The sequence below is a fragment of the Variovorax sp. ISS6 genome (assembly GCF_056523145.1).
The window spans coordinates 417,448-432,226 of record NZ_JAWRZC010000001.1 but is presented as its reverse complement, the minus strand read 5'-3'; the positions used below and the strand labels follow the sequence as shown (position 1 = coordinate 432,226).

The following is a 14,779-nucleotide window of genomic DNA, read 5'->3' as shown; positions in this document are numbered from 1 at the left end:
GGGGAAAGAAAAAGCGGCGCGGTCAGGGCGACTCGTAGCCCACGGTGCGCACCAGCTCGCGGTAGCGCGCGATCTCCGCGCGGTAGAACTTCTCGGCCGCCTCCAGGCTCATCGGCTGGAAGATCGTCTTGGCCTGCGCCTCGAGCTGGGCGCGCGCATGGGCATTGGTCAGCCCGCTCTCGATCGCGGCGTTGAGCCGCTCGGCCACCGGTTGCGGCGTGCCCTTCTTCACCGCGTAGGCGGTCCAGATGCTGAAGTCGAAGCCCTTCATCGACACCGAGTCCGCGCTCGAGGGCACGTCCTCGAAGGGCGCCGGCAGGCGGCCGCCCGAGAGTGCGCCGATCACGCGCAGCTTGCCCTGGCGCGCGTAGTCGGCATAGAAGGCCTGGTAGGGCATGAAGGCGAAGTCGATCTGGCCGCCGAGCAGGTCCTGCAGCAGCGGCGCGCCGCCCTTGTAGGGCACGTGCGTGGCGTTCGCGCCGGCGCGCCTGGCGAACAGCTCGCCCAGCAGGTGGTAGAGCGTGCCCGGGCCGGTCGAGCCGTAGCTCAGCGGCGCGTCCTTGCCGCGGGCGCGCGCCAGCGCCACCAGCTCGTCGAGCGTGCGCGCGGGCAGCTTGTCGTTGACCACCACCACCAGCGGCGAGATCGCCACCGGCGCCACCAGTTGGAAGTCCTCGGGGCGGTAGCGCACGCTCTTGTTGACCATGCCCGAGAGGATCAGCTCGCTGGGTGAGCCCTGGAACAGGTAGTGGCCGTCGGCCGGCGCCGCGAGCACCTTGTTGGCGGCGATGGCGCCGGCCGCGCCGCCCAGGTTCTCGACGATCACCTGCCCACCCAGCGCCTTGGCCACGGGCTCGGCGAGCGCGCGCGCCGTGAAGTCGCTGGCCGCGCCGGCCGGGTACGGCACCATCAATGTGACCAGCTTGGAGGGAAAGGCCGCGGGCTGCGCCCAGGCGCCGGTGCCCACGGCCGCAAGACCGGCGAAGGCCACGGCGAGCGCCAGGGCGCCGCGGCGGCGGGACAGCCCGGACGACAGCCGGGAGAAGCGTTGCGAGAAGCCGTGCATGGGGCGATTCCTTGGGTCGAAAGCAGTACGCGACGGATGCTAGAAATCGCCCATCTATCTGTCCAATGCATTGTTTTTCTGCTTATCATGATCTGGACTCATGATCGGCACGCCATGAACCTGCAGCAACTCGAGCACCTGCTCGCGCTCGCCGAAACCGGCTCCTTCAGCCGCGCCTCCGAGAAGGTGCACCTCACGCAGCCCGCGCTCAGCCGCAGCATCCAGATGCTCGAGCAGGAGCTCGGCATGCCGCTCGTCGACCGCATCGGCAAGCGCAACGAGCTCACGCCCTTCGGCGCGATGGTGCTGGCGCGTGCGCGGCGCATCTCGAGCGAGGCGCAGGAGCTGCGCCGGGCCGCGGCGCTGCTGAGCGACGGGCAGGCGGGCCAGCTGCGGCTGGGCCTGGGCGCCGCGCCGGGCGCGCTGTTCTCGGCGCCGCTCCTGATCCACATGCTGCGCGACTACCCGCGCGTCGGCCTCGAGCTGCACGGCGGCGGGCCCGAGCAGCAGCTCGCGGCGCTGCGCGCGCGTGCCATCGATGCACTGCTGATCACCTACCGCGCGCTCTCGCCGAGCGAGGACCTGCGCATCGAGGTGCTGCCCACCCTGCGTTCGGGTTTCGTCTGCCGGCGCGGCCATCCGCTGGCACAGCGCCTGCGCGAGGCGGGCGCGCTGGCCTTCGCCGAGCTCGCGCGCTTTCCGCTGATCTCCACGCGCGTGAGCGACGACGTCGCGCGCCGCCTGGTCGAGCGCTACGGCAGCGAGGCCAGTCCGCAGCGCTGGCTGCAGGTGTCCTCGGAAGAGATCGGCGTGCTGGTGGAAGCCGTGCGCAACACCGACGCGATCTTCCTCGGCGTGCTCGCCGTCACGCGCGCGCTGCGCGACGGCGGCGAACTGATCGAGCTGGCCGTGGCGCCGCAGGCCGGGCTCGATGCGCAGTTCGCCTTCGTCACGCTCGAGGGCCGCACCGAGGCGCCCGCGCTGCAGATCGTGCGCGGCTTCTGCATGGCGCTGGCGCGCGCGGAGTCGGCGGCCGAGCAGGGGTAGCCGTCAGCCGGGGTCGGCCGCGAAATCCACCTGGTGCCGCGCGATCCGCAGATCGCCCAGCGCCTCGCGCACGCGCAGGTGCGCCGGATGCGTGGCATAGCCGTCGAGCGCGGCCTGGCTGTCGAACTCCGAATACAGCACCACGTCGCAGGCATAGGCGACGCGGCTCGAATCGATGCCGACCTCGATGCGCAGCAGGCCCGGGACCTGGCCGCGCAGCGATTCGAACTGTTGCTTCACGAACCGGGTGGCGCGCGCCTTCTCCTCGGGCGTGTCGGCGCGCAGGTCCCACATCACGATGTGCTTGAACATGGCGCGGGGGAATGAAGGACGAAGATCACGCGAGGGCTCCAGCTGCCGCGGGGCAGGAAAGGAGCCCGCGGCGTGCGGACGATGGTATGCAGGCGCGGCGCGAAAGACCGCCTCGCGGCTGGAGAACAGTTTTCCGCTGGCGGCGCTCCGGGCTCAGCCGCGCGGCGGCCGCTTCGCGATGCCCATGGTCTTCGCGAGGATGCCGAGCATCACCTCGTCGGCGCCGCCGCCGATCGAGGCCAGGCGGCCGTCGCGGTACAGCCGCGAGACGCGGTTCTCGAGCGTGAAGCCCATGCCGCCCCAGAACTGCAGGCAGGTGTCGGCCACCTCGCGCGTGAGCCGGCCGGTCTTGAGCTTGGCCATCGAGGCCAGTTCGGTCACGTCCTGGCCCTGCACGTGCAGGTCGCAGGCGCGGTAGGTCAGCGCGCGCAGCGCCTCGACCTCGGTCTTGAGCTCGGCCAGCTTGAACTGCACCCACTGCTGGTCGGCCAGCGTGCCGCCGAACAGCTTGCGCTGCTGGGCCCATTCGATGGTCTGCGCGATGCAGTCGTCCATCGGCTCGAGCGAGCTGGCCGCGCACCACAGCCGCTCTTCCTGGAACTGCTGCATCTGGTAGACGAAGCCCTGGCCTTCCTCGCCGATGCGGTAGCGCTGCGGCACGCGCACGTTGTCGAAATAGATCAGGCCGGTGTCGCTCGAGTGCATGCCGATCTTGCGGATCTTCTTCGCCTTCTCGATGCCGGGGCTGTCCATCGGCACGATCACCAGCGACTTGTTGCGGTGCACCGGACCGTCGCCAGTGTTGACCAGCATGCACATCCAGTCGGCCTGCAGGCTGTTGGTGATCCACATCTTCTGGCCGCTGATGAGGTAGTCGTCCCCATCCTTGCGCGCGTGGCTCTTGAGCCCGGCCACGTCGCTGCCCGCGCCCGGCTCGGACACGCCGATGCAGCCCACGGTGTCGCCCGCGATCGCCGGCGCGAGGAACTCGCGGCGCAGTTCGTCGCTGCCGAAGCGCGCGAGCGCGGGGGTGCACATGTCGGTCTGCACGCCGATCGCCATCGGCACGCCGCCGCAGCTCACGTGGCCCAGCGCCTCGGCCAGCGCCATCGCGTACGAGTAGTCGAGGCCGCCGCCGCCGTAGGCCTCGGGCTTGTTGAGGCCCAGCAGGCCCAGGTTGCCGAGCTTCTTGAAGACCTCGTGCGCGGGAAAGGTCTCGGCCGCCTCCCACTCGTCGACGTGCGGATTGATCTCCTCGTCGATGAAGCGGCGCAGGGTCTTCTGGATCTCGAGGTGTTCGTGCGTGTAGTGCATGGTGTCCATACGGGCGGGGCGCTCCCGGCCCCGATCGCAGGAACTCTAGGCGCGCCCCGGCCGCGGGGCTTGCGCCAACTAGCTGGTGCGCGCGCGGCGCGCCGTGGCCGGTGCCGGCCGCGCGTTCGAGGCGGCCGAGATCGGCGACTCGATGCTGTTGCCGGTGAGCACCCAGTAGATGAAGATCAGCACCGCGCCGGCCGTGCCGAACACCGTGAGGCCCATGTAGCTGCCGCCGATGGCGAGCGCGTCGAGCGGGGCGGCGGCGGTGCAGACCATGGTGGCCGCGCTCATGCCCACGTAGTGCATGGTGCAGACCGCCAGGCCCATCACGGCCGCGGCGCCGATCTGCAGGCTCAGCTTGCGCACGTTGAAGGCCAGCCACAGCGCTGCGGCCGCGGCGCTGATCGCGATCAGCACCGACAGCCCGACCGCCATCGGGTCGAACTGCATCGAGGCGCGCATGTTCATCGCGAACATGCCCATGTAGTGCATCACGCACACGCCCAGGCCGGCCAGCAGGCTGCCCGCGAGCCAGCCCGCGCGGCTGAACTTGCGGCGTCCGCCCGCGAGGTAGAGCGCGATGCCCGAGATCAGGATCGCCGCCACCAGCGACACCACGGTCAGCGGCATGTTGTAGGCGATCGAGATCGGCAGCCGGTACGCCAGCATGCCGATGAAGTGCATCGACCAGATGCCGATGCCGCCGAGCGCCACCGCGGCGCAGGCCACGGCCGCCAAGTTCGGGCGGCCGTCGGCGCCGACCATGCGGCCGGCGCAGATCAGCGCGGTCAGCGAGCCGGCGAAGGAGATGAAGTACGACAGTGCCACCAGCCCCAGCGAGTACTCGGGCGACAGCAGCTGGCCTGCGACGAGCGGTGTCATGGTTGTCCTTTCGACAGCAAAAACGGCACCGCTCGCCTCCGGAAATCGGTGGTACCGGACCGTTCCGGGCGAGTTTGTAATGTTTGTTTTTAAAAGTAAACTGGTTTTTTACAATTCCGTTTAGATTACTTTTTTCTTAATTTTTCAGCGCTGAGGCCGGATCCGGTATATCGCGTTGTTCCGGTCCGCCGCCATGTAGACCGTGCCGTCGGGCCCGATCGCCACGCCGGTCACCACATAGGGCGGCGGCAGTCCGGGCCCGGGCGCCAGGCCGATCGGCAGGTTCTCGGCGATGGTGCGGCGCGAGCCATCGGCCGGGTCGATCTCCACCAGCCGCCGCGCCGCGCTCTCGGCCACCACGAAGCTGCCCCAGGGCGTCTGCGCCAGGCCCTCGGGCAGCGCGAGCTTGTCGGCGATGGTGCGCAGCGGCGCGCTGGCATCGAGCGGAATGCGCAGCAGCTTGCCGGCCGCCTCGGTCACGTAGAGCGCGCCGTCGCGGCCGATCACCATCTGCACCGGCCCGTTGAGCCCGCTCGCGATCACCTGCCGCTCGGCGAACTTCGCGCCGCTCGCGCGCGTGATGCTGCCGGTGGCAATCTCGGCGTAGATCACGCTGCCATCGGGCATCGGGATCGCGTCGAACGGGGCCTTCAGGCCGTGGATCGTCTCCACCGTCTTCAGCGTCTGGCGGTCGACCAGCTGCACCGTGCCCGTGAACCACGAGCTCAGCGCGAACAGCCGCGCCGAGAGCCCGACCGCGAACGGGTACTCGAGCTCGGGCTCGCGCTGCATGCGGAACACGTCGCGCACCTCGCCGTTGCGCACGTCCACCCGCCGGAAGCCGAACACGTCGGCGACCCAGAGGTCGTTGCCGTCGAGCTTCATGCCGGCCGGCACCGCGAGCTTGCCGCCGGTGAGCGTGCGCAGTTCGCCGGTGGCGGGCTCGAAGGCCATGACCTCGTTGTCGGCCATGTTCGAGATGTAGATCGTGCCCTCGGGCGCGATCGCGAGGTTGTCGAGCGAGGGCTTGAGCTGCTTCGCGACCGTCTTGCGGCCGGTGGCGAGCTCGACCTTCACGAGTTCGCCGCTGCGCGCGTCGACCACCCAGAGGTTGCCCTTGCCGTCGAGGTTGGCCGCGGCCGGGATCTGGAAGCCGTCGGCGATCGGCGTGATGCGCCCGTCGGCCGGATCGATCTTCACCACCTGGTTCTTGAACCACAGCGGTCCGTAGAGCATGCCGTCGGGCCCGACCTCGAAGCCGTTGAAGCCGCCCATGTCCTTGCGGATCAGCCGCGGCGGCTTCTGGCCCGCGCGGTCGATTTCCCACAGCGCGTCGCCGAGGAACACCTGCGAGGCGTAGAGCTTGCCGTTGCGCGGGTCGAAGGCCAGCGAGTTGAGGCCGGGCAGGTCCTTGGCGAGGACGCGCATGGGGGCGCTGTCGTTCTCGCGGTAGCGCAGCATGCCCATGAGGTAGTTGGTCCAGGCCATCTCGCCTTGAGGGCCGATGGCGATGTCGTCGGACTGGCCTTCGGGGGCGTCGATCAGGATCTTGGCCGCACCTGTTTTTCTGTCGACTTCCCAGAGGGTGTTGCCCAGGACCGAGCCTGCTAGCAGACGGCCCTTTTGGTCGATGGCCAGGCCGTGGACGCCGGAGAAGGAGGAGGGGGGGACAAGGGGCTCTGGGGGGTGCCAGGCTGTGGGTCTTGTGGTGACGAGAGGGGTGGCCGGTGCGGGTGTGGGCTCTGGTGTCTGTGCGACTGCTGGGGTCGTTGACGGTTGGCTCGTTGTCGTTGTTGTCGTGCTGCAGGCTGTGAGCCAGATGGCTGTGGTGGCGATCGCGAAGCGACGGAACAGGGGGCAGGTGGGCACGGGGTCTCCTTCTCTCTTCTCTTTGTTCGGCGTTGTTTGAGGCGCGCGGGGGAGTCTAGGGAATGTGGAGGGGGAATTGGTCGCTGGTGAGACAGGGGTTCGGGTTTTCTTCAGGTGCTGCCTCTTGGTTGGGCCGTTGGCCGGGTCTCGCCCCGGCGGGCGAGTCACTTTCTCTTGTCTCGCCAAGAGAAAGTAACCAAAGAGAAGGCGACCCCGCTGTCTGTGTCCCTTCGCTTCGCTACGGGCAACCTGCGGTGCTCGGGGAAAGCGGGGGTCCGCAGAACTCGCTGCACTTCGTTCCGCTCAGACAGCTGCGGCCCTTATCCCGCTTTCCCCTGCGCTCCTCGGCACAGCCAGAGGGGATCAGGGTCAACGCGCCGTGGCGCGTCCTTGTGTGGTGAGTGCGCATGCGTAGGCCCTGGATCTTTCGCTGAGGCCGAGCGAAGCGAAGGCCTGTCGGGTATCTGCGGCCGAGCGCAGCGACGGCCCGAACCACCCCTCTGGCTGCGCCGAGGAGCGCAGCGTTTCGCGGATCAGGGCTCGCAGCTGTTTGAGCGAAGCGAGTTCTGCGAGACCCCGCGAAACGCGAGCACCGCAGGTTGCCCGTAGCGAAGCGGAGGGTCGCAGACAGTGGGGTCGCCTTTCTTTGCTTCCTTTCTTTGGCGAGACAAAGAAAGGGAGTCGCCCGCCGGGGCGAGACCCGGCCTACTGCCTAAACAAAAAAAAGCACGCCCTCGGCACAAGAGCAACGCCAATCAAGCCCTGAACCTCTTCCGAGTCAAAGCCAACGCCACCCAAAACGCCACCCCCGCATAAACCACCAGCACAGCAACATGCCGACCCCACCCCACAGGCCACTGATCCATGAACAACGGCCGAACCAACGCCACGGCATTCGCCAACGGCAACCACCCCGCCACCACCTGCACAGCCCCAGGCAGTTGCTCGAGCGGAAAGAACACCCCACTCAAGAACATCATCGGCGTCATGAACAAGGTGAAGTAGTAGGTGAAGAAGTCATACCCCTTCGCCATCGCATTGAAGATCAGCGCGATCGATGAAAACGTGACCCCCGCCCCCGCCAGCACCAGCCACGCCACGAACAGCTTCGGACTGTGGCTGATCCCCAGCCCCAGCATCACGAACAGGATCGCCGTCACCGTGAAGATCGACTTGAACGCCGCCCACAGCATCTCCGCCAGCACGATGTCGTCGAGCCCCACCGGCGCGTTCATGATCCCGTCCCACGTCTTCTGCACGTGCATGCGCGAGAACGCCGAATACAGCGCCTCGAACGAGGCCGCGTTCATCGCGCTCATGCAGATCGAGCCGCTCGCCAGGAACAGGATGTAGGGCACCTTCGTCTCGCCCACGCTCACCTGCCCCACCAGCGCCCCCATGCCGTAGCCGAAGGCCACGAGCCAGATCAGCGGCTCGGCGATGTTGCCGATCAGGCTCGGGATCGCGAGCTTGCGCCACACCAGCAGGTTGCGCAGGAACACGGGCCACCAGCGCATCGACAGCTGGGGCGGCCGCCACGCGGAAGGCGAGGGTGGCGAAGAAGAGGAGGGCTCGGTGGCGAGGGTCGGGGTGGTCATGCGATGCGATCGGTGGGTGTCTCTGATGTTCTCGTGGCGTGGCGCGTCACAGGCGTCAGCCGTCCTCGCGAATCTGCCGCCCCGTGAGCTTGAGGAACAGGTCCTCGAGGTTCGCGGGCCGGTGGAAGGTGCGCAGGCCCGGGTGCTGCGACAGCGCCTCGAGCAGGCGGCGCGCGTCCTGCGTGTAGAAGAACACCGTCTCGCCGCTGACCTCCACGCGCGCGGCCAGGGCGCGCAGAGCGTCGACGTTCGCCAGCGCGAGCGCGCCGTTGCCGTAGACCTCGACCACGTCGGGCTCGAGGTGCTCGGCGATCAGGTCGCGCGGGCGGCCCTCGGCGATCTTGCGGCCGTGGTCGAGCACCAGCAGGCGCGAGCACAGGCGCTCGGCCTCGTCCATGAAGTGGGTGGTCAGCAGGATCGACTTGCCCTGCTGCAGCAGCACCTGCAGGCGCTCCCACATCAGGTGGCGCGCCTGCGGGTCGAGGCCGGTGGTGGGCTCGTCGAGCAGCAGCAGCTTGGGGTCGTTGACCAGCGCGCGCGCCAGCGAGAGCCGGCGCCGCATGCCGCCCGAGAGCTCGCCGGGCTTGGCATCGGCCTTGTGCGAGAGCGCCGCGAACTCGAGCAGCTGCGGCACGCGCTCGCGCACCTGCTTCTTCGCGAAGCCGAAGTAGCGGCCGTAGACCACGAGGTTCTCGGCGCAGCTGAAGTCGGGGTCGAGGGTGTCGAACTGCGACACCACGCCGAGCTGCGCCTTGATCGCGAGCGCGTCGCGCGGCATCTGCAGGCCCAGCGCCTCGATGCTGCCGCCGTCGGGCGCGGTGAGGCCCAGGCACATGCGGATGGTGGTGGTCTTGCCGGCGCCGTTCGGGCCGATCACGCCCAGGCATTCGCCGGGCGCGATGTCGAACGAGAGATCGTCGACCACCGTGGTGTCGCCGTAGCGCTTGCGCAGGTTCGCCACGCGAAAGAGCGGCGCGGCGGGCGCGGCGGCCGGCGAGGGGGGAACGGCAGCTTGGGAGGAGGAGTACACGGGCTGGACCTGGAAGGAGAAAGACGAGGAGGGCCGCGGAACGCGACGATTCTGACGCAGGCCGGCGCGCGGCGCCGTCCGTCGGAGGACCAGGGTTCATCGCGAGTCCACGGCGCGCGCGAGCGATACACAATCGCGGCTTCGCCGGCCCCGGCCGCGTTCCGTCCACGCATCCTTTCGTCCGAACTTCCATGCAGACCCGCCACAGGCCGTGCACTTTCTTCCTCCGGGGCCGCGGCCGATGACGGCGTCGACCGCGTCGCGGCCCTGGCGTGCGCTGCTGCTCGTGCTGTGCAGCGCGCTGCTCGCGGCCTGCGCGCCCTTCCATCGCTCGATCGGCGCGGCGGAGCGCGCGAAGCTGCCCGAGGTCGACGTGCGCGTGGTGGTCGCGCAGGAGAGCTTCATGTTCTCGGCCCAGCCGCCCGGCGCGGCCGCGGCGCTCGGCGGCGGCATGATCGGCGCGCTGATCGACTCCTCGGTGCAGCAGGCGCGGCAGAAGGAGATGAGCGCCGAGGTCGGCGCCACGGTCGGGCCGCTGCTCGACTACGACTACCGCACCGAGGCCGGCATCGCGCTCGGCGAGATCGGTGCCACCGGCCTCTATCCGCCGCTGCGCATCGCCTCGGCGCAGGTGCTGCCCGCGATGCCGCCCAAGGCGCAGCACGAGGCGCGCATCGCGGCCACGCGCAACGGGCCCGCCTACCTCGTGCTGCTGCTGCAGTACGCGCTCGAGCCGGGGCTCGGCGCCTTCACCACGCGCACCACCGCGCTGCTGTGGCAGGGTGGCGGCAGCGAGCCGGTCTACCGCGCGGGCGCGATCTACCAGTCGCCGATCGGCGGCGGCACGCGGCCCACGGTGGTGCGGCGTCTGGTCGCCAACGATGGGCAGGCGCTGCGCGCCGTGATGCGCGACTCGGTGATGCAGACCCTGCGCCTGTTCGCGCTCGACATCGCGGGCGCGCGCGCGGGGCCGGTGAAGACCGCGCGCTTCAACGTCAACGGCACCTGGGTCGTGATCGGCGGCCAGGGCATCGAGGACACGCAGGCCGGCGCGCCGCGCGTGCTGTTCCGCGACGAGGACAAGGCGCTCTATTCGATCCGGAGCACCGTGCCATGACGCGCCTTCGCTTCCATCGCACCGCGGCGCTCGTGCTGCTGGCCTGCGCGCTGACGCCGTGGGCGCACGCGGTCGACGAGAACGAGCCGCTGAGCATGGTCTTCGAGTCCTCGCCCGAGCCCGGGCAGCGGCCCGACGAGGCCCCGGTGCTGGCGTTCCGCATCGCGCAGCGCTGCACGCTGTTCGTCGCGCGCGTCGACGACATCCGCCGCAACAAGAGCCACATGGGCAACCTCACGCGCATGATGCCGACGGTGCATGCCACGCCGCGCCGCGTGGAGTCGCTGCGCGGCGGAGATGCCGTGCCCTGGGTGCGCGACGCGCTGCTGGCCACGCGCCGCTACGGCTTCGACACGCTCGCGGCCGCGCCGCCGGCCGCGGGCCTGGCGCGCCGCCAGCTCGGCGCCGAGGTCTCGCTGCGGCTCGCGCATGCCTGGTCGGTCGACCTCAACCTGGTGTCGCACGTGGCGATCAAGGTCGACTATCGGCTGCCGGGCGGCGCCACCGTCTCGCGCCAGTACCACGGCATGGGCACGCGCGCCAACTGGGCCAGCGCCAACGGCGAGTTCATGACGGTGCTGAACCTCGGCCTCGAGGAAGCCGTGCGCGGCATGGTCAACGACGCCGAGCGGCTGTGCGACGGCCGGCCGCTGCCGCCCGAGGCACCCTGAGCGACAGGGCTACATCCGCAGCCCGGTGAACTCGTCCTTCATCCAGTCGATGAAGGCACGCGTGCGCGCCGGCAGCAGCCGCGCGTTCGGATAGACCACGCTGACCGGGCGCGGCGGCGGTTCGAAGTCCTCGAGCACCAGCGCGAGCCGGCCCTGCGCCACCAGCGGCAGCACCTGGTAGGAGAAGAAGGTGCCGAAGCCCATGCCGGCGGCGCAGGCCTCGACGGCGGGTGCGAGGTGGTTGAACTCGAGCCGCGTGACGGTCGCCACATGGATGGTGCGGCTGCCTTCGTGAAAGCTCCATTGCGCGGGCGCGTCGATCCGGCCGCGCACCGCGGGCGCGCCGGCCAGGTCGCGCGGATGGCGTGGCGTGCCGTGGCGCTTCAGGTAATCGGGGCTCGCGGCCACCACGCGGCGGATGCTGCCGAGGGTCTGCGCGACCAGCGAGGAATCTTCGAGGCTGCCGATGCGGATGCCGACGTCGATGCCTTCCTCGAGCAGGTTCACCGTGCGGTCGTACAGCAGCACGCTGCAGCGCACGCGCGCATGGCGCTGCATGAAGCGCGTGATCGCGGGCGCCACGTACATGTGGCCGAACAGCACTGGCGCGGTGATCGCGAGCCGGCCCTCGGGCTCGCGCGCCTCGGCCTGCAGCGCGAGGTCGGCGGCATCGGCCGCCAGCAGCACCTCGCGCGCGGCGGGCAGGTAGTGGCGGCCTTCCTCGGTCAGCGACAGCCGCCGCGTGGTGCGATGGAACAGCCGCACGCCCAGGTGCGCCTCGAGCGCCGCGAGCGCGCGCACCACCGCGGGCAGCGAGCTGCCGAGCGCCTCGGCGGCGCGGGTCAGGCTGCCCTGGTCGGCAATCTGCACGAAGGTCTGCATGGCCTTGAAGCGATCCATCGGGCGATTAGATCGGATTCATCCGAAAAACGCAGCAGTCAAATCCGGGGATGCGTATTTATTCGATCGACGCAAGAGCGAAGAATCGATGCCGACGCCATCACTTCGAGGATTTCGCCCATGACCGCTCCCCGCCAACCGGCCCGGCCCATCAAGCTCTACGGCACGCCGGTCTCGGGCCACGTGCATCGCGTGCGCCTGTTCCTGACGCTGCTCGACCTGCCCTTCGAGGCCATCGACATCGACATGCGCGCCCGCGCCAACCGCGCGCCCGATTTCCTCGCGCGCAATGCCTTCGGCCAGGTGCCGGTGATCGAGGATGGCGAGCTCACGCTCGCCGACTCGAACGCGATCCTGGTCTACCTCAACGAGCGCTATGCCCCCGACCCCGGCCGCTGGATGCCGCGCGATGCCTACGGCGCGGCGCAGGTGCAGCGCTGGTTCTCGGTGGCCGCGGGCCAGCTCGCCTTCGGGCCGGCGGCCGCGCGCGTTTACGCGCTGTTCGGCCGGCCCGACGATCCGAGCGAGGTGCGCAAGCGCGCCCATGCGCTGTTCGAGGTGATGGAGCAGCATCTCGCGGCCCAGCCCTTCCTGGCCGGCGAATCGGTCACGCTGGCCGACATCGCGAACTACGCCTATGTGGCCCATGCGCCCGAGGGCGGCGTGCCGCTCGATGCCTATGCGAACGTGCGGCGGTGGCTCGCGCGCGTCGAGGCGCTGCCGGGCTTCGTGCCGATGGTGCGCTCGCCGGTCGCGCGGGCCGCCTGAGAGCTTTCGCCATGATCGACATCCCCTTCCACGCCGGCGAGCGCGCGATGCAGCTGCAGGCCGGCTCGCGCGAGGTCATGGCCATGGCGGGGCCGCGCGTGATCCGCGACTTCATGCCCGACCAGCACCGCGATTTCTTCGCGCTGCTGCCCTTCCTCGTCACCGGCAGCATCGACGCACAGGGCCAGCCCTGGGCCAGCATGCTGGCCGCGCCGGCGGGCTTCGCGCATTCGCCCGACCCGGCGCACCTGCGCATCGATGCGCTGCCCGATGCCGGCGATCCGCTCGCGGCCTCGCTGCGCGACGGCGCGACGCTCGGGCTGCTCGGCATCCAGCCGCACACGCGGCGGCGCAACCGCATGAACGGCACGGTCGAGGCGCTCGACGCGGCGGGCTTCACGCTCGAGGTGCAGCAGAGCTTCGGCAACTGCCCGAAGTACATCCAGGCGCGCGAGCCCGCCTACCGGCCGCCGGCCTCGGCGCCCGCGGCGGTGCAGCGGCTCGATGGGCTCGACGACGCGGCACGCGCCTTGATCCGGCGCGCCGACACGTTGTTCATCGCGAGTGCCCATCCCGCGAGCGCGGCCATCGCCGGCGACGAGGTCGATGCCAGCGCGCGCGGCGTCGACGTCTCGCACCGCGGCGGCCGGCCCGGCTTCGTGCGCGTGGACGACATCGGCGGCGGCGTGCTGACGGTGCCCGACTTCACGGGCAACCGCTTCTTCAACACCCTGGGCAACCTGCTGGCCTATCCGCGCGCGGGCCTGTTGTTCGTCGACTTCGACAGCGGCGAGATGCTGCATGTCGCGGCCACGGCCGAGATCGTGATCGACGGGCCCGAGCTCGCGTCCTTCGAAGGCGCCGAGCGGCTGCTGCGGCTGCGCGTGCAGCAGGTGCTGCGCCGGCCCGGCGCGCTGCCGCTGCGCTGGGGCGCGGCGCAGCTGTCGCCGTTCCTGGAACGCATGGGGCAGTGGGCCGAGGCAACGGCCTGAGTACCGGGCGCCGTGTTCAGTCGAACTGCGGAATGCGCCCGTTGACCGAGGGCCGATAGCGCCAGCCGCGCTCGAGCAGCCGCTCGACCTCGGCGCGGCGCTCGCGCAGCAGGGCCTCGAGCCCGGCCGCCGCGAGCGTGCAGGCCAGCGCCTGTCCCGGGCACGCATGCAGGCCATGCCCGAAGCCCAGCATGCGGCGCCGCGCGCGCAGCGGCTGGAAGCGATCGGGCTCGGGATTGAAGGCCGGGTCGCGATTCGCCGCCGCCAGCACCAGCAGCACCGCATCGCCCGCGGCCAGCGTCGTACCCGCGATGTCCACCGGCTCGGCCACGAAGCGCCGCGTGTTGTGCACGGAAGGGTCGTGGCGCGCGGTCTCCTGCACCACCATCTGCAGCCCGTCGCGCGTGGCCGCGGCCTCGCGCGCGGCCGGTTCGCGCCGCCAGGCGATCAGGCCGTTGCCGAGCAGGCCGGCCGTGGCATCGCAGGTCTGCGACAGCAGGCCGACGAGGTTCGCGAGCAGCGCACGCGAGGGCGGCGTGCCCGCGGGTTCGGCCTCGCGCACCGCCGCGAGCAGCGTGCCGCGCGCGGCCGGTGCGTCGGCCACCAGGGCTTCGAAGCGCGTCATCAGCGCGGCCGCCGCAACGCTCGCCGCACGCAGCTGCGCTTCGCTCGACAGCGGCGACAGGCAGGCCACGAAGTCGCGCATCCAGCCATCGACCCGCGGCAGCGCCGCATCGCCGAAGCCCAGCAGCCGCGCCACCGCGCGCAGCGGGATCGAGAACAGCGCGTCCGACAGCGGCAGCGCGCGCGTGAGCGCGGCCGTTTCGAGCGCGGTGGCATGCGCGCCCTGCAGGTCGAGGCCCGCGAGCGCGCGCTGCAGCGCGGGCCGGTGCGCCGCGCCTTCGTTCATGCGCACCAGGTGGCCGAAGACCTCGCCCGCGGGCTGGCCGACGATGGCGCGCGGCACCGGCTCGGCGGCCGGGCGCACGCGCAGCGCGCCGTGGACCTGCAGCAGCGTCTCGATGACCTCGGCGCGGCTCGCGACCCACAGGCGCAGCGTGGCGTTCCAGGCCAGCGGCGGGCCGTCGCGCAGGGTGGTGTAGTAGGGATAGGGATCGGGATGCACGACGGCCTTGACGGGGTCGGCCGGGGGCATCGTCTCGAGGGTGGGGTGCGGCGTGCTCATGGCCGAAGTCTGCGCCGCCCGTGT

14 protein-coding genes are annotated in these 14,779 nt (G+C 70.4%); 5 read left to right on the top strand and 9 right to left on the bottom strand.

From position 1 onward, the window contains the following. Positions 1-22: 22 nt before the first annotated feature. Complete coding sequence (locus AC1HIL_RS01950; protein ID WP_479671030.1) at positions 23-1,066, bottom strand: Bug family tripartite tricarboxylate transporter substrate binding protein; 1,044 nt, start codon at positions 1,064-1,066, stop codon at positions 23-25. Between the two features lie 114 nt (positions 1,067-1,180). On the opposite strand from AC1HIL_RS01950, the gene AC1HIL_RS01945 reads away from it, so the two are divergent. Continuing rightward, on the top strand, positions 1,181-2,113 hold the full coding sequence (locus tag AC1HIL_RS01945; RefSeq protein ID WP_479671029.1) for a LysR family transcriptional regulator: 933 nt from the start codon (positions 1,181-1,183) through the stop codon (positions 2,111-2,113). A gap of 3 nt (positions 2,114-2,116) precedes the next feature. Here the strand turns inward: AC1HIL_RS01945 and AC1HIL_RS01940 are convergent, their stop codons facing one another. The 6 genes from AC1HIL_RS01940 to AC1HIL_RS01915 all read right to left on the bottom strand — a co-directional run bounded on the left by AC1HIL_RS01940 (position 2,117) and on the right by AC1HIL_RS01915 (position 9,121). Continuing rightward, entirely contained in the window at positions 2,117-2,425 is a 309-nt protein-coding gene (locus AC1HIL_RS01940) for a Dabb family protein (RefSeq protein WP_261218053.1), read from the bottom strand. Between the two features lie 153 nt (positions 2,426-2,578). After that, positions 2,579-3,739 carry an acyl-CoA dehydrogenase family protein gene (locus tag AC1HIL_RS01935; RefSeq protein WP_296740067.1) on the bottom strand — a complete coding sequence of 387 codons (1,161 nt, stop codon included), beginning with the start codon at positions 3,737-3,739 and terminating at the stop codon, positions 2,579-2,581. Positions 3,740-3,817: 78 nt separating this feature from the next. Further along, positions 3,818-4,624: an MHYT domain-containing protein gene (locus AC1HIL_RS01930; protein ID WP_057597690.1), complete on the bottom strand. Its 807-nt coding sequence runs from the start codon at positions 4,622-4,624 to the stop codon at positions 3,818-3,820. A 144-nt stretch (positions 4,625-4,768) separates the two neighbouring features. Further along, positions 4,769-6,112, bottom strand: coding sequence for a hypothetical protein (locus AC1HIL_RS01925; protein WP_412179640.1), 1,344 nt, complete (start codon positions 6,110-6,112; stop codon positions 4,769-4,771). A gap of 1,136 nt (positions 6,113-7,248) precedes the next feature. Next, positions 7,249-8,091 (bottom strand): ABC transporter permease, encoded by an 843-nt coding sequence (locus AC1HIL_RS01920; RefSeq protein ID WP_479671028.1) that lies wholly within the window; start codon positions 8,089-8,091, stop codon positions 7,249-7,251. A 55-nt stretch (positions 8,092-8,146) separates the two neighbouring features. After that, positions 8,147-9,121 carry an ATP-binding cassette domain-containing protein gene (locus AC1HIL_RS01915; RefSeq protein ID WP_057592588.1) on the bottom strand — a complete coding sequence of 325 codons (975 nt, stop codon included), beginning with the start codon at positions 9,119-9,121 and terminating at the stop codon, positions 8,147-8,149. Between the two features lie 241 nt (positions 9,122-9,362). On the opposite strand from AC1HIL_RS01915, the gene AC1HIL_RS01910 reads away from it, so the two are divergent. Together AC1HIL_RS01910 and AC1HIL_RS01905 are read left to right on the top strand one after the other, a co-directional pair. Then, a complete protein-coding gene (locus AC1HIL_RS01910; RefSeq protein ID WP_057592587.1) occupies positions 9,363-10,238 on the top strand; it encodes a hypothetical protein in 876 nt (291 codons plus the stop codon). Beyond that, positions 10,235-10,909: a hypothetical protein gene (locus AC1HIL_RS01905; RefSeq protein WP_057592586.1), complete on the top strand. Its 675-nt coding sequence runs from the start codon at positions 10,235-10,237 to the stop codon at positions 10,907-10,909. The genes AC1HIL_RS01910 and AC1HIL_RS01905 overlap by 4 nt, the downstream gene beginning before the upstream one ends. 9 nt (positions 10,910-10,918) lie before the next feature. Here the strand turns inward: AC1HIL_RS01905 and AC1HIL_RS01900 are convergent, their stop codons facing one another. Then, the gene (locus tag AC1HIL_RS01900) at positions 10,919-11,809 is read right to left on the bottom strand and encodes a LysR family transcriptional regulator (protein WP_422098290.1); all 891 of its coding nucleotides are present in this window, start codon (positions 11,807-11,809) and stop codon (positions 10,919-10,921) included. 120 nt (positions 11,810-11,929) lie between these two features. On the opposite strand from AC1HIL_RS01900, the gene AC1HIL_RS01895 reads away from it, so the two are divergent. Together AC1HIL_RS01895 and AC1HIL_RS01890 are read left to right on the top strand one after the other, a co-directional pair. Next, on the top strand, positions 11,930-12,577 hold the full coding sequence (locus AC1HIL_RS01895; protein WP_261212282.1) for a glutathione S-transferase family protein: 648 nt from the start codon (positions 11,930-11,932) through the stop codon (positions 12,575-12,577). An 11-nt stretch (positions 12,578-12,588) separates the two neighbouring features. Then, positions 12,589-13,569: a flavin-nucleotide-binding protein gene (locus AC1HIL_RS01890; RefSeq protein WP_479671027.1), complete on the top strand. Its 981-nt coding sequence runs from the start codon at positions 12,589-12,591 to the stop codon at positions 13,567-13,569. Between the two features lie 16 nt (positions 13,570-13,585). Here AC1HIL_RS01890 and AC1HIL_RS01885 read toward each other — a convergent pair whose 3' ends face one another. Next, complete coding sequence (locus AC1HIL_RS01885) at positions 13,586-14,755, bottom strand: cytochrome P450 (RefSeq protein ID WP_479671026.1); 1,170 nt, start codon at positions 14,753-14,755, stop codon at positions 13,586-13,588. Between the last annotated feature and the right edge of the window lie 24 nt (positions 14,756-14,779).